This is a genomic window from Massilia sp. LMS1-1-1.1, assembly GCF_040815535.1.
GTDB lineage: Bacteria > Pseudomonadota > Gammaproteobacteria > Burkholderiales > Burkholderiaceae_D > Janthinobacterium > Janthinobacterium aestuarii.
This window is the reverse complement of record NZ_JBFPNG010000034.1, coordinates 242,334-259,560: the sequence shown is the minus strand read 5'-3', so window position 1 is coordinate 259,560 and position 17,227 is coordinate 242,334. Positions and strand designations below refer to the sequence as shown.

Sequence of the window (17,227 nt, the reverse complement as noted above, 5' to 3'; positions counted from 1 at the left end):
GCTTTTTTGATGTGCTTGCGATGGGGGCCCCAAGGCAAAGGCTGGGGTCAGACCCGGCGGGTCTGACCCCGGAATTTTATTGGCCGCGCAGGAACAGTTTATCGAGCGCGTTGATCTCGACCTGCACCCACGTCGGCCGGCCATGGTTGCACTGGTCGGCGCGTTCCGTGCTCTCCATCTGGCGCAGCAGGGAGTTCATTTCCTGCACCGACAAGATCCGGTTGGCGCGCACGGCCGTGTGGCAGGCCAGGGTGCCCAGCAATTCGTTCTGGCGCTCGATCAGCACGCGCGAGCCGCCGTATTCGCGCACGTCGCGCAGCACGTCGCGCGCCAGGGTTTGCGCGTCCGCGTTTTTGAGCAGGGTCGGCACGCTGCGCACGGCCAGCGTGGTGGGCGACAGGGCCGCGATGTCGAAGCCCAGCGCTTTCAACGTGTCCTGGTTTTCATTCGCCGTCGACACCTCGATGGCATCCGCGTAGAACGTCACGGGGATCAGCAAGGATTGCACCTGCATGTCCTGGCCCGAGACCTGCGCCTGCAGCGCGTTTTTCAGCTGCTCGTACAGGATGCGCTCGTGCGCCGCGTGCATGTCGACCAGCACCAGGCCCTTGGTGTTCTGCGCCAGGATGTAGATGCCATGCAGCTGGGCCAGGGCAAAGCCCAGCGGATACTCTTCGCGCGCCATCGCTTCGGGCGAGGCGATGTAGGGTTCCACTTGCGTGATCGGCGAGTTGGCGGCAGCTGCGCCGCCGCCGAACAGGGCGCCATAGGCTGCCGTGTCCTGGGCCACACCTGGCGCGTCGGCAAAGAAGGGAAGGTTCGCGCCGGGCGAGGCGGGCGCAAAGGTATTCGTGAATTGCGCGCCGAACAACGTCTGCGTCTGCTCGCGGCGCCAGATGCCGGGGCCGCCCAAACCCGCGCCGGCGGTATCGCCGCCCAGGCTGGAAGCGGCCGGCAGGGGCGCCGGCACGCTGCCGAAGGCCGTGGCGGACGTCTGCGCCAGCGCGCGCTGCACGGCGTGGAAAACGAACTGGTGCACGGAACGGCTGTCGCGGAAGCGCACTTCGATCTTCGACGGGTGCACGTTGACGTCGACCAGGGCCGGGTCGAGGTCGAGCGCCAGCACGTACGATGGAAAACGGTCGCCATGCAGCACGTCCTGGTAGGCCATGCGCACGGCGTGCACCAGCAGCTTGTCGCGCACGAAGCGCCCGTTGACATAAAAGAACTGGCCATCGGCGCGCGCCTTCGACGCCGTCGGCAAGCCGGCAAAACCGTGGATGCGCAGGCTGCCGGCCGATTCGTCCAGCGCCAGGCGCGCTTCGGCGAAGTCGTTACCGAGGATGTGGGCGCTGCGCTTGGCCAGTTCGCTGATATTCCACTGGTCGATGGTGCGGCCGTTGTGCGACAGCGAGAACGATACGTCCGGCCGCGCCAGCGCGATGCGGCGCACGACTTCGGCGCAGTGGCCGTATTCCGTCTGCTCGGATTTGAGGAATTTGCGCCGCGCAGGCGTGTTGAAATACAGGTCTTGCACATCGACCGTGGTGCCGTGCGCGCCCGACGACGGCGAGACGCTGCCATTGTGCGAGCCGACGATTTCCCACGCATGGGCCGCATCCATCGTGCGCGACGTCACGGTCACGGCGGCCACCGAGGCGATCGAGGCCAGCGCCTCGCCGCGAAAGCCCAGGGTGCCCACGTTTTCCAGGTCGTGCAGCGAGGCGATCTTCGACGTGGCGTGGCGCGCCAGGGCCAGCGGCAGCTGATCCTTGTCGATGCCGCGGCCGTTGTCGGTAATGGCGATGCGTTTCACGCCCCCTTCTTCCAGCCGCACCGTGATCTGCGTGGCGCCCGAGTCGAGCGCGTTTTCCAGCAGTTCCTTGACGACGGCCGATGGCCGCTCGACCACCTCGCCGGCGGCGATTTGCGAAATCAACTGGTCAGGCAGAGCCTGGATCGGGCGGTGGGGCGTGATGGGAGCGTTCATGCGCTGATTATAACGGGTTCGCAAGGGGAGGCGCTGCTGTGCTGATGCCCGAAACCCAAAACGAAGGCCGGGGTCGTACCCTGAGGGTACGACCCCGGAACTTGCCTTTCGGGTCGCTTTATTTCCCCACCTCCCGCACCGGTATCGGCGCATTGCACACGTCGACGTGGCCGGCCGTGACCTTGCTCCACGGGCCGCCGCGGTGGCGCTGGGCTTCCAGCACGGCCTGGTAGGCGGCGCTGTCGGTGCGCATCACTTCCAGCTTGCTGCGCTGCTCGGGGGGCACGCTGGCGGCCAGGCGGATGGACTTGATCGGCACGTTTTTCTCGGGGCTGTCATAAAAGCCCATGGGCCCCGTGCCCCTTGGCAGGGTGGACAGCAATGGCATGCCGGAGACGACCCTGCCGACGACGGTGATGTCGCGGTCCAGGTGGCGCGGCGACTGGCCGATGACGGCGTACAGCTCCGTGCCGCCGCCGCTGTCGCTGGCGCTGTCGCGGCCCACGCCCACGGTGGCATAGCAATGCGTGAGCCAGGCCGTGCCGGTTTTCGGATCGCGCGCGGATGGGAAACCGTTCGAATGGCCCACTTGCGGCGCATAGCCGTCGACGTCCGGCAGGCGCGTGAAGCTCTTGATGGTTTTCAGGGGCACGGTGAATTCGCCGGGCAGGGTGCGCTGCGCATGCTGGATCGGCTTGGGATTCTTCTCGTTCGGATCGCCCCACTGCGCCACCCAGTTGTCCTGCGCGCGCGTGATGGCCAGGCCGTCGTAATACTGTTCCGCCACCAGGGCCTTGATGTTGGCCACGTGCTTGGGCGCGAAGTCCGGTGCCAGTTCGATCACCACGCGGCCGGCGGGAATGTCGAGGTACAGGGTGTTGTCCGGGTCCAGCGGACGCCAGTCGGACGGCTTCGAGGCCTTGATCACGTCGGCCAAGGTCGCCTTGGCGGGCAGTTCGGCGGGCGCCTTGATCTGGACGGGCGCGGCGTGGGCAGCCAGCTGTGCAAGGCCCAGTACGGTGGCCATGGTCAGGCCGCTCAGTGGGTGTCGATACATGTTTTCTCCTGGTCGACGCGGGTTGCGTTGTGCAGAAAGTGTATACCGGAATGGCAATATTTCGTCGTAAAAACATTGCATACCGTAATCCTGACAGTTGCCTGCCGATATGGCGTTTCCTTAACCTTTACTTAAATTGCCACACGCGCAAGGGCGACGCATAATTAATCCAGAAATATCGGCCCGGGGACTGCCGTTGCGCGGGCCGGGTGGTGTATGATTCCGCCGCTACCTTTAGGGAAAAATATATGGATTTTGTGCAATTCCTCGACATGATCGTGCATGTCGACAAGACGTTGGGTATCTTGATCGAGCAGTACGGCACCCTCGTGTATGCGGTGCTGTTCGCCATTATTTTTTGCGAGACAGGCCTCGTGGTGCTGTTTTTCTTCCCTGGGGATACCTTGCTGTTTATCGCCGGCGCGTTTTGCGCGACGGGACAGATGCACTTGGGCTTGCTGATCTTCCTGCTCGTCACGGCGGCCATCACGGGCAATACGCTCAATTACTGGATAGGCGAGGCCATCGGGCAGAGGGTGTTTACCCACGATTACCGCTGGATCAACAAGGACGCCATGCGCCGCACGCATGAATTCTTTGAAAAGCACGGTGGCAAGACCATCATCCTGGCCCGTTTCGTGCCGGTGGTGCGTACCTTTGCCCCGTTCGTGGCCGGCATTTCCGACATGACGCATGCGCGCTTCCAGATGTACAACATCACGGGCGCCCTGTTGTGGGTGGTCGGTCTGGTCACGGCCGGTTACTTCTTCGGCAATATCCCGTGGATCCGCGACCACCTGACCTTGATCGTGCTGATCGGTGTCGGCGCCGCCGTCGTGCCGGTGGTACTGGGCGGCATGTGGAAACTCTACAAGCGCATGGTCGGCAAGTCGGCGTAATTGCTGCAAAGATCCAGGGCAAGCATGCTGCGGCGCCGTCCGCAGCTGGCCCTGGATCTCGTTTTCTCTTCGGTACTTCTGTTTTGCTCCTGCCCTGATTCAAGTTTTGTTGCTTTACAGCCGTAAACCAGAAGGTATTCTCACTTTCTGGATTTCCATGCGACATTTGAGCGCCCTGTTAGCTTGCAGCCTTGCCGTGATGACGGCCATGGCAAGCGCCAAAGATGCCCCCGCCCCGGCGAGCGCCACCGCATCCGCACCCATGTCGGCCTCGGCGCGCGCGGCCGCCATGAAAACCCTGACCGAGTCGGTGAAGGGCAAGGAGGCCAAGGCGCCTGTCGTCGTCGCGCCCACGGCGCGCGAAAAGGAGGAAGCGGCCGAAGTCGACCTGTCCGAACGCATCGCCGCGCGCCTGGCGGAAATGCGCGCCACCCAGGCGGCCCGTGCCGCCGCCCGCGCCAAGCGCGCCGCTGTGGTGAAGGCCGCGCCGCCACCGCCACCGCCCGTGGCGCGTGGCACGCACTGGTCGTACGAGGGCGACAGCGGCCCGGCCAACTGGAGCAAGATCAACGTCGACTGGGGCAAGTGCGGCAATGGCAGCCGCCAGTCGCCGATCGATATCCGCGACGGCATGAAGGTGGAGCTTGAGCAGATCAGCTTTGACTACCGCCCGTCGTCGTTCAATGTGGTCGACAATGGCCACACGGTGCAGGTGGGCGTGAGCGGCGGCAATTACATCACGGTGCAGAACCGCATGTTCGAGCTGCAGCAATTCCATTTCCACCGCCCGTCCGAAGAGCGTATCAATGGCAAGGCGTTCGAGATGGTGGTGCACCTGGTGCACCGCGACGCGGAAGGCCGGCAAGCCGTGCTGGCGCTGCTGCTGGAACGCGGTGCGCCGCAAGCGACCATCCAGACCGTGTGGAACAACCTGCCGCTGGAAAAATTCGAAACCATGCAGCCGACCATCCTGCTCGACCCGGCCGAAATGCTGCCGGCGCGGCGCGACTACTACACGTATATGGGATCGATGACGGAGCCGCCTTGCAGCGAAGGCGTGCTGTGGATGGTGATGAAGCAGCCGGTGCAGGCGTCGCCGGCGCAGATGGCGTTGTTCAGCCGTCTGTATCCCTTGAATGCGCGCCCGATTCAGCCGACCAATGGCCGCATCATCAAGGAATCGAATTAAACGAATGCGAGGCGCTGGCGCCCGGTCCATTCGGCGCCGGCGGCAAGCAGGTCGGGCTGGATCAGGGCAGGTTCGATGCAGATGAAGCGCGGCTGCTCGTCGTCGGCCAGGTCGGGCAGGGCGGCCGCATCTTGCGCGCCCGGGTTCCACACGACGGCGTCCGTAAAGCCCTGCTGCTCCAGGCGCAGGGTATGGCGGCCAGACTGCACGGTCAAGGCGCCCGGCAGCTGGTAGTAGATGCGGTCGAGCTTGTCCGAAAATTGCAGTACTTCTTCCGCCTGCAAGGCATCTTGCGGCGTCTCGTCCGAATAGCGCACGCGCTGCAAGCCTTTGATGCGCGCTTCGCTCAAATCATCAATCGAAAAATACGTATGCAGGGCGGCCGAGAACGGGAACGCCTGCTCGCCCGTGTTGTGCACGGACAGCTCCAGTTCCAGCGCCTGCGCCTTGACGGCCACGCGCAGGCGCAAGGTGAAGGCCCAGGCCCAGCTGGCGGCGATCGCTTCGGGCAAGTCGGCCTGGGTCAGGACAAATTGCGCCCATGCGGCACCATCGCTGTCGCCGCTCGATTCCAGCTGCCACGTCGCCACGCGCGCAAAGCCGTGGCGCATGCCCGTGCCGCGCGCGCCGAACTGCGGGAAGATCACCGGCACGCCGCCCCGGATGGCGCGGCTGCCGTCGAGGCTCGATGCGCTGCTGCAGAACAGGCGCTCCTGGCCATCGCTGGTCTGCCACGAGACCAGATGGCCGCCGTACAGGGTGACGGTCGCCTGCGCGCCATCGGCCGCGCGGATGGTCACGGCCGGCAGCTCGCCAAAGATACTCTCGCTCATGCTAGGCTTTCATGTCAGGTCAGGCGGCTTTTCGCCAGCGGCGGATTCTTTGCAAAATAATTCTTGATGCCCGTGACGATGGCGTCGGCCATCTGGTCCTGGTAGCCGTTGTCGGTCAGCTTGGCTTCTTCTTCCGGATTCGAAATAAAAGCTGTCTCGATCAGGATGGAAGGGATGTCCGGCGCTTTCAGCACGGCGAAGCCGGCCTGCTCGACGGAACCCTTGTGCAGGCGGTTGATGCCGCCGATTTCGCGCAGCACGGCCTTGCCCAGCTTCATGCTGTCATTGATCTGCGCCGTCGTCGACAGGTCGAGCAGCACGCTGGCCAGCTGCTTGTCGTGGTTCTTCACGTTCACGCCGCCGATCAGGTCGGCCTGGTTTTCCTTGTTGGCCAGCCAGCGCGCGGCCGTCGAGGTGGCGCCCTTTTCGGACAGCACGAACACGGACGAACCGCGCGCCGTCGGCTGGATGAAGGCGTCGGCGTGGATCGAGACGAACAGGTCGGCCTGCACCTTGCGCGCTTTTTCCACGCGCATGCCCAGCGGGACGAAGAAGTCGGCGTCGCGCGTAAGCATGACGCGCATGTTCGGCTGCAGTTCCAGCTTGGTCTTGAGGCGCTTGGCAATGGCCAGCACCACGTCTTTTTCGCGGCTGCCCCGGCTGCCCATGGCGCCCGGGTCTTCGCCGCCGTGGCCGGGATCGAGGGCGATGGTAATCATGCGCACCACTTTCTGGCCAGGCAGGGGGCGCGCTTCGGGGCGCTGTTCCGGGCGTACGTCGGGAACGGGCGGAACGATCGGCGTTGCCGGTGTGACGGCGGCCACGGGCGGCTTGCCGCTCTCGGGCAGAGGCAGCGCGGGCGGCGGCGTATGCGTATCGGCCATCGGTGGCTTGGCCGGGTCGCTCGACCAGTCGCCCTTCTCGATCATCTGCGCGATCAGGTCCGGCTCGCGCACGGGATACAGGTCGAAGATCAAACGGTGGTTATAGGAGCCGGCCGGCGGCAGGGTAAACAGCTGCGGCGTGATTTCCTCTTTCAGGTCGAACACCAGGCGCACGACGTTGGGCCGATTCTGGCCCACGCGCACCTGCTTGATGTACGGGTCGTTCGACTGGATCTTCGCCACCAGGCCCTTCAGGGTGGGATTGAGTTCCAGCCCTTCGATGTCGACCACCAGCCGTTCCGGGTCCTTGACGATGAAGTGGGTCGCCTTGAGGATGCTGTCGTTTTCCAGGGTGACGCGCGTGTAGTCCTCGGCCGGCCAGACGCGCACGGCGAGAATTTGCGCCGCCATCGCCGACATGGGCGCGAACACGGACAACAGCAGGGTGCCGCCGGCCTTGAGGACCGTGCGCCGGGTGATGGGCGAGGAGATCAAAGGTTCGGGGCGAATTTGAGACGGTGAAGGCATGACAGACCCAATTCAGAAGACGCTTGCAATTCTACATCACGTCCTGTACCCGCAACGTTCAAATAAATATTCAGGTCGGCCGGCGGCAGTACCGGTTCGGCTTTCTCCGGCCATTCGACGATGCAGATATTGCGGCCGTCGAAGTCTTCGCGAAAGCCCGCGTCGAGGAATTCCTCGGCGCTGCCCATGCGGTACAGGTCGAAGTGGATGACGTTGACGCTCTGGCCGTCGAGCTGCACCGTGTACGGTTCGGACAGGGTATAGGTGGGGCTTTTCACGTGGCCCGCATGGCCGGCCGCGTGCAGCAGGGCGCGCGTGAGGGCCGTCTTGCCGGCACCGAGGTCGCCGTGCAGGTAGATCGCCAGGCCCGGCGCCAGCGCGCGCGCCAGCGCGGCGCCCAGCGCGGCGGTGCCGGCTTCGTCGTGGAGGTGGGCTTTGAAGTGTTCGGTCATTATCTTCGGTATCGCATAAAATGGAGGCTGCTGTCATTGTAACCGCCCGCGCGCCTGCCGTTTTCCGTAAAGTCCCCTATGTCCGCCACCGTCACCGATCTCGCCGTCCTGGCGCGCACCATCAAAGAATGGGGGCGCGAGCTTGGTTTTGCCGAGGTGCGCATCGCCGACGTCGACCTGTCGTACATGGAAGCGCCGCTGCAAGCCTGGCTAGCTGCAGGGTATCACGGCGAAATGGATTATATGGCCAGCCACGGCATGAAGCGTGCGCGCCCGGCCGAACTGGTGCCGGGCACGGTGCGCGCCATCAGCGCGCGCATGAATTATCTGCCGCCGGCGCTGGGGCCTGACTGGCGCGAAAGAGAGGCGGCGCGCGACGCCGATCCCGAGGCGGCCGTGATCTCCGTGTATGCGCGGGGCCGCGATTACCACAAGGTGATGCGTTCGCGCCTGCAGCAGCTGGCCGAGCGCATCAAGGGCGAGATCGGCGACTTCGGCTACCGCGTCTTCAGCGATTCGGCGCCCGTGATGGAAGTCGAGCTGGCGCAAAAAGGGGGATTGGGCTGGCGCGGCAAGCACACCTTGCTGATCAACCGCCAGGGCGGCTCCTTCTTTTTCCTTGGCGAGATCCTCATCGACGTGCCGCTGCCCGTCGACCCGCCGGAAACGCCGCGCTGCGGCCAGTGCTCGGCGTGCATCACTGTGTGCCCGACGCAAGCGATCCTGGGACCGTACCAGCTCGACGCGCGCCGCTGCATCTCTTACCTGACGATCGAATTGAAGGGCGCCATTCCCGTCGAGATGCGGCCCCTGATCGGCAACAAGGTGTATGGCTGCGACGATTGCCAGACCGTCTGCCCGTGGAACAAGTTCGCCCAGCGCGCCGTCGTGCCGGACTTCGACGAGCGCCACAGCCTGGGCAGCGCCGGCATGGTGGAGCTGTTCGCCTGGACGGAAGAGGAATTCAACCGCCGCATGGAAGGCAGCGCGATCCGCCGCATCGGCCACGAACGCTGGCTGCGCAACCTGGCCGTCGGCATGGGCAACGCGGCCGCCAAGGCCAAAGGCCAGGCCGATATCGTCGCGGCCCTGTTGTCGCGCCGCGAGCACCCGTCGGCCATCGTGCGCGAACACGTCGAATGGGCGCTGGCCTTGCACGGCATCGCCTAGACCGTCCTTACACCTGCTTCAGGCGCAGCGCCGACCAGCCGGCGTCGATGGCGACCATCGCCACGCTGTCGAGTCCTGATTCCTGCGCATACAGGCGAATATCGTCGCGGTGGATGTCGCTGCCCGCCTTCACGCCGCCCTTGCGGTACGCCACCCAGAGGGCGCCGCCCGGCGCCAGGCGCGCTTGCGCTACCGGCAGGAACTGTTCCAGTTCCGCGCGGCTGCGCGCGAACAGCAGGATCCAGTCGGCATTGTCACCTTCCCGTACCACCCGCTTGGCCGGCAACTGCGCCAGCAATGCCCCATGCTCGCCGCCGTCATTGAGCACGGCCAGGGCCGTGGCATTTTTCACGTACATTTTGTCAACGGCGGTTTTGTCGGGCATGGCATCGGCGTGTCGATTGGGAAAAGACGAGCATAACAAATTTCTCCTTGACTTATCGATATATCGTTATAAAATAGCGATACCTACTAACGATATATCTTTAAAGAGAAAACATGAGAAACTCACACCACGCAGAACACGGCCACGGCGGCCATCATCATCACGGCCATTGCGGCCAGCATCACCACCACCACCATGGCGAGCATCGCCACGAATACTCCATGCATGGCCGCGGCCCGCGCGGCTTCGACGAGCGCGGTGATGGCATGGGCGGTGGTCCTGGCGGGCGCGGTGGGCGCGGCGAGCGGGCCGAGCGCGTTTTCGGCCGCGGCGACTTGCCGCTGATCGTGCTGGCGCTGATTGAAATCAGCCCCCGCCACGGCTATGAAATCATCAAGGCCATCGAAGAGCGTTGCGGCGGCGCGTACGCCCCCAGCCCGGGCGCCGTGTATCCGACCTTGACCCTGCTGGAAGAGCAGGACCACGTGACGTCGTCCGAAAGCGCCAGCGGCAAGAAGCTCTACACGATCACGGACCTGGGCCGCGCGTATCTGGACGAGAACCGCGCCCAGGTCGATGGCATCCTGGCCCGCCTCGACATGTTTGCCCGCGTCCAGGCGCGCAAGGCCTTGCCCGAGCGCGTGCACCAGGCCATGCATACCTTGAAGCATGCGCTGCTGCTGAACAAGACCAATTGGAGCGACGCGGAAGCCGAGCGTGTCTCCGCCGTGCTGGAACAGGCGGCGAACGCCATCGTCGACGGCCACTGAGCCCACTTTACAAGGACAAGCAATGACTAGTGTATCAACTACAGCACCACGCCCGCACGCCATCGAGCGCGTGCGGCATGACTTGACACTGCGCGTGCTCACCGTCGTGCGCACCGAGCAGATCACGCCGCACATGCGCCGCATCACCCTGGCGGGCGGCGACCTCGATGGCTTTGTCTCGCCGGCGCACGACGACCACGTGAAACTGTTCTTCCCCGCACCCGGCGAGACCACGCCCGTGTTCCCCGTGCTGGGCAATGGGCCGAATCCCATCCAGTACGCGGAAGGCGCGCGCCCCATCGCCCGCAACTACACGCCGCGCCGCTACGACGCCGCGCGGCGCGAGCTGGACATCGACTTCGTGCTGCATGGCGACGGCCCCGCAGCCAGCTGGGCGGCGCAAGCCGCGCCCGGGCAGACCCTGGGCGTGGGCGGCCCGCGCGGCTCGATGCTAGTGCCGCTCGACTTCGACTGGTATGTGCTGGTGGGCGACCAGACGGCCTTGCCGGCCATCGCCCGCCGCCTGGAGCAGTTGCCGGCCACGGCGCGGGCCATTGCCGTGATCGAGATCGTCGAAGACGGCGAGCAGATCGCGCTCGATTGCGTGGCGCAACTGGACGTGCGCTGGGTCGCGCGCAATGGCCGCAAGGGACCGCTGCTGCTGGAAGCGCTGGCGCAGGTCGCCTTGCCGCAGGATGGCGACGGCTATGTGTGGGTGGCGTGCGAGCATGCGCAGGTGCAGGGCTTGCGCGGGCACTTCATTGATGCCGGGGTGCCGAAGCAGCATCTGCACGTGGCCAGTTACTGGAAGCATGGGGCGGCGGAGCATCATGAACACCATGATGAGTGATGGTGGTGGTGTCGGCTTACGCGCGTTGCGCTAAGCCGACCTACGCCGACCTACGCCGGCCTATATTGCAACGTAGGTTGGATTAGCGGCGCGCGAGCGCCGCGTAATCCAACATCAGCGTCATTACTTCAACAACCCCGCCAGCTCCACCGCCGTCTTGACCTGCATCTTGTCGAAGATATGCGCGCGGTGCACTTCCACGGTGCGCATGCTGATGCCCAGCTTGTCGGCCACCACCTTGTTCATCTTGCCCGCCAAAATCAGGTCCAGCACTTCGCGTTCGCGCGTCGACAGGGTGGCTAGGCGCGCGTGCACGGCGGCCAGCTCGCCGGCCTGGCGCGAGTTGGCCAGGCCTTGCTGCACGCGGTCCATCAGGTCGTTGTCGTTGAACGGCTTTTCAAAGAAATCGAAGGCGCCCCGTTTCAGGCTGTCGACGGCCATCGGCACGTCGCCGTGGCCGGTGAGGAAGATCACGGGCAGGCGCGCCGTCAGGTCGCGCTTGACCAGCTGGTCGAACATGGCGATGCCGTTCATGTCGGGCATGCGCACGTCGAGCAGCACGCAGTCGCCGGCGGCGTCGAAGCTGCCATCGAGGCTATCGAGAAATTGCTGGGCGCTGGCGTAGCTGCGCGCCTCGATGCTGCGCGAGGCGGCCAGCCAGGACAGGGAGTCGCGTACGACCTCTTCGTCGTCGATGATGTGTAGCATGGTGTCTCCGGCTTGTCGTTATGCGTTATTAGTTAATGCGAGTGCGGCGCGCTTGGCGCGGCCGGCACGCTGAAGGTAAAGATCGTTCCGCCAGCGGGGTTGGCGCCGAAGGTCAGCGCGCCGCCGTGAAATTCGATGGCGGTGCGGCAGATGTTCAGGCCCATGCCCATGCCTTCGGACTTGGTCGAGAAAAACGGCGAAAACAGCCGTTCGGCCACGTCCTGGGGAATGCCATGGCCATGGTCGATCACGTCCACCGTCACCATGCCCTGCTGCGCGTCGTGGCTGGCCCGCAGGCGCATGATACGCCGTCCCGGCGCCGCATCCTGCATGGCCTCGATGGCGTTGCGCGTCAGGTTCAGCAGCACTTGCTCGATCATCACGGGATCGGCGCGCAGCAGAGGCAGGTCCGGCGGCAGCTCTTCCTGGATGGTGACATAGTATTTGCGCGCCTGCAGGTCGATCAGCGCGCGGATGCCGTCGATCAGGGTGCGGATGGCGATATCCTGGCGCTGTGGCTCGCTCTTGCGCACGAAATCGTGCACGCTGCGGATGATCTGGCCGGCCCGCTGCGCCTGCGCGCTGGCCTGTTCCAGCGCCGGCTTCAAGGTGCCCGGATCGACGGGGGCGTCATGGTCGATGGCGCGGCGGATCAAATTCAGGGCGCCTGTCGTGTAGCTGGAAATGGCCGCCAGCGGCTGGTTCAATTCGTGCGCCAGCATCGACGCCAGCTCGCCCATGGTGGCCAGGCGCGAGCTCGTTTGCAGCTTTTCCTGCTGCTGGCGATTCAGTTCTTCGACGCGCTTGCGGTCCGAGATGTCGAGCACGGAACCCATCCAGCCCGTCTGCTGGCCATTCTTGTCCACCAGGGGCGCCTCGAAGATCAGCACGGGCACCCGCGTGCCGTCCGGGCGCTGGAAATAGGTTTCGAACTGCGGCGTGGGATTGCCGGCCAGGGCCTTGACGAAGCGCTGCTGGTATTCCTCCAGCGCTTCGGGTACCCAGTAGGGCATGGGCGGCAGGCGCCCGAGGATTTCCTCGGGCGGATAGCCGACGATCTGGCAAAACGCGGGATTCACGTACGTGACTCTGCCTTCCAGGTCGCGCGCGCGCATGCCCGTCACCAGCGAGTTTTCCATCGCCGTGCGAAACAGCATCTGCTGGCGCAGCGCGCCTTCTGCCACCAGGCGGCGCGAAATATGGCGCCACAGGGCCAGCAAGCTCCACAGCAAACCCAGCGACAGTGCGATGACGGAGCCGACCAGCAGATTGGGCAGCAGCTTGGGCTGGCTTTTCACGCTGTCGGTAAACAGGGTGATGCTGGCGCCGGGCACGTCGAGCGCGCGCTTGTGCGTGTACACGCCGTGGCCGGGGCCGGCGGCGGCGCGCCGCGCCAGCACCTTGTCGTCGCGGTCGATCAGCGAAATCTGGTTATCCTGGGCGAACCACCACGGCACCATTTCATCGAGCAGGCTGCTGATCTGGTAGGTGGCGACCAGGCTGCCCACGTAGCGCTGGCCATCGAACAGGGGCTGGTGGTAATCCATCAGCATGGCGCCCGGCGGCGCGTCGGGAAAGCCCGTCTGCTGCGAAGGCTGGGCGTACTGGCCCCGGTGCAAACGGCGCGCATTGTCGGCCGCCGTCAGCGAGGCCGGAGAAAACGAGAGCGCGTGCGGCAGGCTGTTGTCGCTGGTGGCCAGTACCTTGCCGCTGGTGTCGAGCCACAGTACGCGCTGCAATTCGCGGCCATTGCGCAACATCTGCTGCAGCCGTTCGTGCACTTTTTCCGCCGACAGGGAGCCGCTGGCGATGTCCACGCCAAGATTGAACAGGCTTTCCTCGTTGCGCGCCAGCTGGAAGCGGATGGTCTGCTCCACCCACAGGGTGTCGGCGATCAGCTGCTCCTGGCGCTCGTTGCTTTCCATCTGGCGCGCCTGCCAGGGCAGCCAGAACAGGATGGACAGGAACAGCAGCAGCAGGATGACGGGCAGCAGCCAGCGCATCGGGCTCGATAGCTTGAAGCGGCGCGCAAGGGTGGGGGGAGTCGGCATGGCTGGCAGGGTAGCGGCTTATCGGGAACCGGCTATTGTGGTTAACCACAATAGCCGAAGCAGTTTCTTTGGCACAATATTCAAGTAGACAAATAATAAAGTTTTTTCAAAAACCATCCAGGAGACAAAAATGCAGATGAAAACCATGTTCGTCGCGCTGTGCGCGGCCATCGGCGCCACCGCCGGCGTCCACGCTTACGCGCAAGCCCCCATCGTCATCAAATTCAGCCACGTCGTGGCGACCGACACGCCGAAAGGCCAGGCCGCCGAGCGCTTCAAGCAGCTGGCCGAAAAAGCCACGAACGGCAAGGTCAAGGTCGAACTGTACCCGAACAGCCAGCTGTACAAGGACAAGGAAGAACTCGAAGCGCTGCAGCTGGGCGCCGTGCAGATGCTGGCACCGTCGCTGGCCAAGTTCGGCCCGCTGGGCGTGAAGGAATTCGAAGCGTTCGACCTGCCCTACATCTTCCCCACCAAGACGGCGCTGTACAACGTCACCGAAGGCGAAATCGGCAAGAGCCTGCTGAAAAAACTCGAACCCAAGGGTATCACGGGCCTGGCCTACTGGGACAACGGCTTCAAGGTGATGTCGGCCAACAAGCCGCTGCACATGCCGGCCGACTTCAAGGGCCTGAAAATGCGCATCCAGTCGTCGAAGGTACTCGACGCGCAGATGCGCGCGCTGGGCGCCAATCCGCAAGTGCTGGCCTTCTCGGAAGTGTATCAGGCGCTGCAGACGGGCGTGGTCGACGGCACGGAAAATCCGCCATCGAATATGTACACGCAAAAGATGCATGAAGTGCAAAAGCACGTGACCGTGTCGAACCACGGCTACCTGGGCTATGCCGTCATCGTCAACAAGAAATTCTGGGATGGCTTGCCGCCCGATATCCGCGGCCAGCTGGAAAAAGCCATGCGCGAGGCGACCACGTTTGAAAAAGCCATCGCCCAGCGCGACAACGACCAGGCCCTCGAGGCCATCAAGAAAGCGGGCAAGACGCAGATCTATACCCTGACGGTGCAGGAACAGGCCGAGTGGCGCAAGGCGCTGGCGCCCGTGCAGAAGGCCATGGAAGCGCGCATCGGCAAGGATCTGATCTCGGCGATCAACAAGGAAAGCGCGAAGTAATCGCGCTGGCCACGCCACCCGGCGAGGCTGTCAGGGGCATCCCTGTCTTTCTGTAGCAACGGCACCTGCGCGTCCTGCGCGGGTGCCAGCGTACCCGCATTCTTTGAAAGTCCACCATGAAATTTCTGGATCACCTGGAAGAGTGGCTGATCGCGACCCTGATGGGCGCGGCCACCTTCATCATCTTCGTCGCGGTCGTGCACCGCTACCTGGCGGGCCTGCCGATACCGGGCCTGCAAGACTTCCTGATTCAAATCAATACCAGCTGGGCCCAGGAACTGTGCATCTACATGTTCGTCTGGATGGCCAAGTTCGGCGCCGCATATGGTGTGCGCACGGGCATCCACGTGGGCGTCGATGTGCTGATCAACCGCATGAACCCGCGCTGGCGCGACCGTTTCATCGTCTTCGGCCTGGCTGCCGGTGCCCTGTTTACGGGCATCGTCGGGACCCTGGGCGCCAGCTTCGTGTGGTCGATCGGCCACACGGACCAGACTTCGGCCGACATGGAAGTGCCGATGTGGCTGGTCTACCTGGCCGTGCCGCTCGGTTCCTACCTGATGTGCTTCCGCTTCCTGCAAGTGATGGTGCATTTCATCAAGACGGGCGCCTTGCCGAAACACGACCACTCGCATGTCGAGGGGCTGGAAGATGAACTGACGGCTGAAGAAAAAGGAGCCAAGGCATGAACGCGCTGATCATTTTTGTGTTGCTGCTGGCGCTGATGCTGACCGGCATGCCGATTTCCATTTCGCTGGGCCTGACGGTACTGACGTTCCTGTTTACCATGACCAGCGTGCCCATCGAATCGGTGGCCCTGAAGATTTTCACGGGCATCGAGAAATTCGAGATCATGGCCATCCCCTTCTTCATTTTGGCCGGCAACTTCCTCACGCATGGCGGGGTGGCGCGGCGCATGATCAACTTCGCCAGCTCCATGGTCGGCCACTGGCACGGCGGCCTGGCGCTGGCCGGCGTGATGGCGTGCGCGCTGTTTGCGGCCGTCTCCGGCTCCAGCCCCGCCACCGTCGTGGCGATCGGCTCCATCATCCTGCCGGCCATGGTCAAGCAGGGCTATCCGCGCGGTTTCGGCGCCGGCGTCATCACCACCTCGGGCGCGCTGGGCATTTTGATTCCACCGTCGATCGTGATGGTGATGTATTCCGTCAGCACGAATACCTCGGTGGGCAAGCTGTTCATGGCCGGCGTGATTCCCGGCATGATGCTGGCCATGCTGCTGGGCCTGACGACGTGGTTTTTGGCGCGCAAGCACAACTATCCGCGCATGCAGAAGGCCAGCTGGGGCGAGCGCTTCGTCACGTTCAAGAAGAGCGCCTGGGGCTTGCTCTTGATCGTCATCGTCATGGGCGGCATCTATTCGGGCGCCTTCACGCCGACGGAAGCGGCCGCCATGGCTGCCGTGTACGCCTTCATCATCGCCGTCTTCGTCTACAAGGACTTGAAGATCAAGCAAGTGGGCAAGGTCTTGCTCGATTCGGCCGCCATGTCGGCGATGCTGCTGTACATCATCACGAATGCCGTGCTGTTCTCGTTCCTGATGACCAGTGAAAACATCCCGCAAGCGATGGCCGAGTGGATTACGGGCAAGGGCCTGGGCGTGATCAGCTTCCTGCTGGTGGTCAACGTGCTGCTGTTGTTGGCTGGTAACGTCATGGAACCGTCGTCCATCGTGTTGATCATGGCGCCTATTCTGTTCCCCGTCGCCATGAAGCTGGGCATCGATCCCGTGCACTTCGGTATCCTGATCGTGGTCAACATGGAGGTCGGCATGTGCCATCCGCCCGTGGGCTTGAACCTGTACGTGGCGTCCGGCATCACGAAGATGGGCATTTCGGAGCTGACCGTGGCCGTGATGCCGTGGCTGCTGACGATGCTGGCCTTCCTGGGCCTGATCACCTACGTACCACAAATCTCGCTGTGGCTGCCAAATTTAATTTACAACTAAAACAGTTGTCCCCGTCATGGTGCAAAAAAAGTCGATCCGGCCGAATAAATGCGCTATGATGGGCAGCCTCAAGGGGAAACACGTATATGCATATGCGCCCCGGTAGCAAGGCTGAAATACAGAATTGGTAACAAGGTTAGTGGGGGAGTGGTCTATAAAAACGGTATTGATACCGGGGATATATTGAGGAGACACACGTTTCACAGAAGTTGTTGAGTCATAGCTGTCTGCGGCCACAAGCCGGCACCGGCGGACCCAAACGACCGGGAACGTGAAGCAATATTTGAAGCGCACCGACTGGTGCGCTTTTTTTTCGTGCGCAGGAAACGTCCGCCGGCACGCCCAAAGTCGGTGCATAATTCCCGT

General features: G+C 63.7%; 16 protein-coding genes. 8 read left to right on the top strand and 8 right to left on the bottom strand.

The genetic code is table 11. The features are described from left to right. Positions 1–76: 76 nt before the first annotated feature. On the bottom strand, positions 77–1,990 hold the full coding sequence (gene mutL / locus MRBLMS1_RS19940; protein WP_485881367.1) for a DNA mismatch repair endonuclease MutL: 1,914 nt from the start codon (positions 1,988–1,990) through the stop codon (positions 77–79). Between the two features lie 118 nt (positions 1,991–2,108). After that, positions 2,109–3,047 carry a peptidylprolyl isomerase gene (locus MRBLMS1_RS19935; RefSeq protein ID WP_485881365.1) on the bottom strand — a complete coding sequence of 313 codons (939 nt, stop codon included), beginning with the start codon at positions 3,045–3,047 and terminating at the stop codon, positions 2,109–2,111. A 248-nt stretch (positions 3,048–3,295) separates the two neighbouring features. Between MRBLMS1_RS19935 and MRBLMS1_RS19930 the strand changes: the two genes are divergently transcribed. Together MRBLMS1_RS19930 and MRBLMS1_RS19925 are read left to right on the top strand one after the other, a co-directional pair. Beyond that, positions 3,296–3,946, top strand: a complete 651-nt coding sequence (locus MRBLMS1_RS19930) for a VTT domain-containing protein (RefSeq protein ID WP_139091208.1) — start codon at positions 3,296–3,298, stop codon at positions 3,944–3,946. 157 nt (positions 3,947–4,103) lie between these two features. Continuing rightward, positions 4,104–5,135, top strand: a complete 1,032-nt coding sequence (locus MRBLMS1_RS19925) for a carbonic anhydrase family protein (protein WP_189396620.1) — start codon at positions 4,104–4,106, stop codon at positions 5,133–5,135. Here the strand turns inward: MRBLMS1_RS19925 and MRBLMS1_RS19920 are convergent. From MRBLMS1_RS19920 to tsaE, 3 genes are read right to left on the bottom strand one after another with little or no spacing between them, the layout of a single operon-like run. Then, the gene (locus tag MRBLMS1_RS19920; RefSeq protein WP_485881362.1) at positions 5,132–5,968 is read right to left on the bottom strand and encodes a D-hexose-6-phosphate mutarotase; all 837 of its coding nucleotides are present in this window, start codon (positions 5,966–5,968) and stop codon (positions 5,132–5,134) included. The two genes, MRBLMS1_RS19925 and MRBLMS1_RS19920, sit on opposite strands and share 4 nt — an antisense overlap. A gap of 14 nt (positions 5,969–5,982) precedes the next feature. Further along, a complete protein-coding gene (locus tag MRBLMS1_RS19915) occupies positions 5,983–7,380 on the bottom strand; it encodes an N-acetylmuramoyl-L-alanine amidase (RefSeq protein ID WP_128141978.1) in 1,398 nt (465 codons plus the stop codon). After that, positions 7,344–7,832 carry a tRNA (adenosine(37)-N6)-threonylcarbamoyltransferase complex ATPase subunit type 1 TsaE gene (gene tsaE / locus MRBLMS1_RS19910; RefSeq protein WP_034780043.1) on the bottom strand — a complete coding sequence of 163 codons (489 nt, stop codon included), beginning with the start codon at positions 7,830–7,832 and terminating at the stop codon, positions 7,344–7,346. The genes MRBLMS1_RS19915 and tsaE overlap by 37 nt, the downstream gene beginning before the upstream one ends. Positions 7,833–7,910: 78 nt before the next feature. Between tsaE and queG the strand changes: the two genes are divergently transcribed. Beyond that, positions 7,911–9,002, top strand: coding sequence for a tRNA epoxyqueuosine(34) reductase QueG (gene queG, locus MRBLMS1_RS19905; protein WP_485881359.1), 1,092 nt, complete (start codon positions 7,911–7,913; stop codon positions 9,000–9,002). Positions 9,003–9,009: 7 nt separating this feature from the next. On the opposite strand, the gene MRBLMS1_RS19900 is transcribed toward queG, so the two are convergent. Then, positions 9,010–9,387, bottom strand: coding sequence for a DUF3052 family protein (locus MRBLMS1_RS19900; protein ID WP_485881358.1), 378 nt, complete (start codon positions 9,385–9,387; stop codon positions 9,010–9,012). A 221-nt stretch (positions 9,388–9,608) separates the two neighbouring features. Here MRBLMS1_RS19900 and MRBLMS1_RS19895 point away from each other — a divergent pair, with 221 nt between their 5' ends. Next, positions 9,609–10,157 (top strand): PadR family transcriptional regulator, encoded by a 549-nt coding sequence (locus MRBLMS1_RS19895; protein ID WP_034746852.1) that lies wholly within the window; start codon positions 9,609–9,611, stop codon positions 10,155–10,157. Between the two features lie 22 nt (positions 10,158–10,179). Continuing rightward, positions 10,180–11,007 (top strand): siderophore-interacting protein, encoded by an 828-nt coding sequence (locus tag MRBLMS1_RS19890; RefSeq protein WP_485881355.1) that lies wholly within the window; start codon positions 10,180–10,182, stop codon positions 11,005–11,007. Between the two features lie 123 nt (positions 11,008–11,130). On the opposite strand, the gene MRBLMS1_RS19885 is transcribed toward MRBLMS1_RS19890, so the two are convergent. Further along, positions 11,131–11,715 carry a response regulator transcription factor gene (locus MRBLMS1_RS19885; protein ID WP_072455109.1) on the bottom strand — a complete coding sequence of 195 codons (585 nt, stop codon included), beginning with the start codon at positions 11,713–11,715 and terminating at the stop codon, positions 11,131–11,133. Positions 11,716–11,747: 32 nt separating this feature from the next. Next, positions 11,748–13,766: a sensor histidine kinase gene (locus MRBLMS1_RS19880; protein ID WP_485881353.1), complete on the bottom strand. Its 2,019-nt coding sequence runs from the start codon at positions 13,764–13,766 to the stop codon at positions 11,748–11,750. 136 nt (positions 13,767–13,902) lie between these two features. Between MRBLMS1_RS19880 and MRBLMS1_RS19875 the strand changes: the two genes are divergently transcribed. The 3 genes from MRBLMS1_RS19875 to MRBLMS1_RS19865 all read left to right on the top strand — a co-directional run bounded on the left by MRBLMS1_RS19875 (position 13,903) and on the right by MRBLMS1_RS19865 (position 16,861). Further along, on the top strand, positions 13,903–14,895 hold the full coding sequence (locus tag MRBLMS1_RS19875) for a TRAP transporter substrate-binding protein (RefSeq protein WP_436835987.1): 993 nt from the start codon (positions 13,903–13,905) through the stop codon (positions 14,893–14,895). Positions 14,896–15,011: 116 nt separating this feature from the next. Then, entirely contained in the window at positions 15,012–15,584 is a 573-nt protein-coding gene (locus MRBLMS1_RS19870; protein WP_099409695.1) for a TRAP transporter small permease, read from the top strand. Further along, positions 15,581–16,861, top strand: a complete 1,281-nt coding sequence (locus MRBLMS1_RS19865; protein WP_070223052.1) for a TRAP transporter large permease — start codon at positions 15,581–15,583, stop codon at positions 16,859–16,861. The genes MRBLMS1_RS19870 and MRBLMS1_RS19865 overlap by 4 nt, the downstream gene beginning before the upstream one ends. The last annotated feature ends 366 nt before the right edge of the window (positions 16,862–17,227 follow it).

What these genes read in the sequence shown, in the direction of transcription:
- mutL (WP_485881367.1), bottom strand. Translation starts at nt 1,990, where the DNA reads ATGAACGCTCCCATCACGCCCCACCGCCCGATCCAGGCTCTGCCTGAC.
- MRBLMS1_RS19935 (WP_485881365.1), bottom strand. Translation starts at nt 3,047, where the DNA reads ATGTATCGACACCCACTGAGCGGCCTGACCATGGCCACCGTACTGGGC.
- MRBLMS1_RS19930 (WP_139091208.1), top strand. Translation starts at nt 3,296, where the DNA reads ATGGATTTTGTGCAATTCCTCGACATGATCGTGCATGTCGACAAGACG.
- MRBLMS1_RS19925 (WP_189396620.1), top strand. Translation starts at nt 4,104, where the DNA reads ATGCGACATTTGAGCGCCCTGTTAGCTTGCAGCCTTGCCGTGATGACG.
- MRBLMS1_RS19920 (WP_485881362.1), bottom strand. Translation starts at nt 5,968, where the DNA reads ATGAGCGAGAGTATCTTTGGCGAGCTGCCGGCCGTGACCATCCGCGCG.
- MRBLMS1_RS19915 (WP_128141978.1), bottom strand. Translation starts at nt 7,380, where the DNA reads ATGCCTTCACCGTCTCAAATTCGCCCCGAACCTTTGATCTCCTCGCCC.
- tsaE (WP_034780043.1), bottom strand. Translation starts at nt 7,832, where the DNA reads ATGACCGAACACTTCAAAGCCCACCTCCACGACGAAGCCGGCACCGCC.
- queG (WP_485881359.1), top strand. Translation starts at nt 7,911, where the DNA reads ATGTCCGCCACCGTCACCGATCTCGCCGTCCTGGCGCGCACCATCAAA.
- MRBLMS1_RS19900 (WP_485881358.1), bottom strand. Translation starts at nt 9,387, where the DNA reads ATGCCCGACAAAACCGCCGTTGACAAAATGTACGTGAAAAATGCCACG.
- MRBLMS1_RS19895 (WP_034746852.1), top strand. Translation starts at nt 9,609, where the DNA reads ATGCATGGCCGCGGCCCGCGCGGCTTCGACGAGCGCGGTGATGGCATG.
- MRBLMS1_RS19890 (WP_485881355.1), top strand. Translation starts at nt 10,180, where the DNA reads ATGACTAGTGTATCAACTACAGCACCACGCCCGCACGCCATCGAGCGC.
- MRBLMS1_RS19885 (WP_072455109.1), bottom strand. Translation starts at nt 11,715, where the DNA reads ATGCTACACATCATCGACGACGAAGAGGTCGTACGCGACTCCCTGTCC.
- MRBLMS1_RS19880 (WP_485881353.1), bottom strand. Translation starts at nt 13,766, where the DNA reads ATGCCGACTCCCCCCACCCTTGCGCGCCGCTTCAAGCTATCGAGCCCG.
- MRBLMS1_RS19875 (WP_436835987.1), top strand. Translation starts at nt 13,903, where the DNA reads ATGAAAACCATGTTCGTCGCGCTGTGCGCGGCCATCGGCGCCACCGCC.
- MRBLMS1_RS19870 (WP_099409695.1), top strand. Translation starts at nt 15,012, where the DNA reads ATGAAATTTCTGGATCACCTGGAAGAGTGGCTGATCGCGACCCTGATG.
- MRBLMS1_RS19865 (WP_070223052.1), top strand. Translation starts at nt 15,581, where the DNA reads ATGAACGCGCTGATCATTTTTGTGTTGCTGCTGGCGCTGATGCTGACC.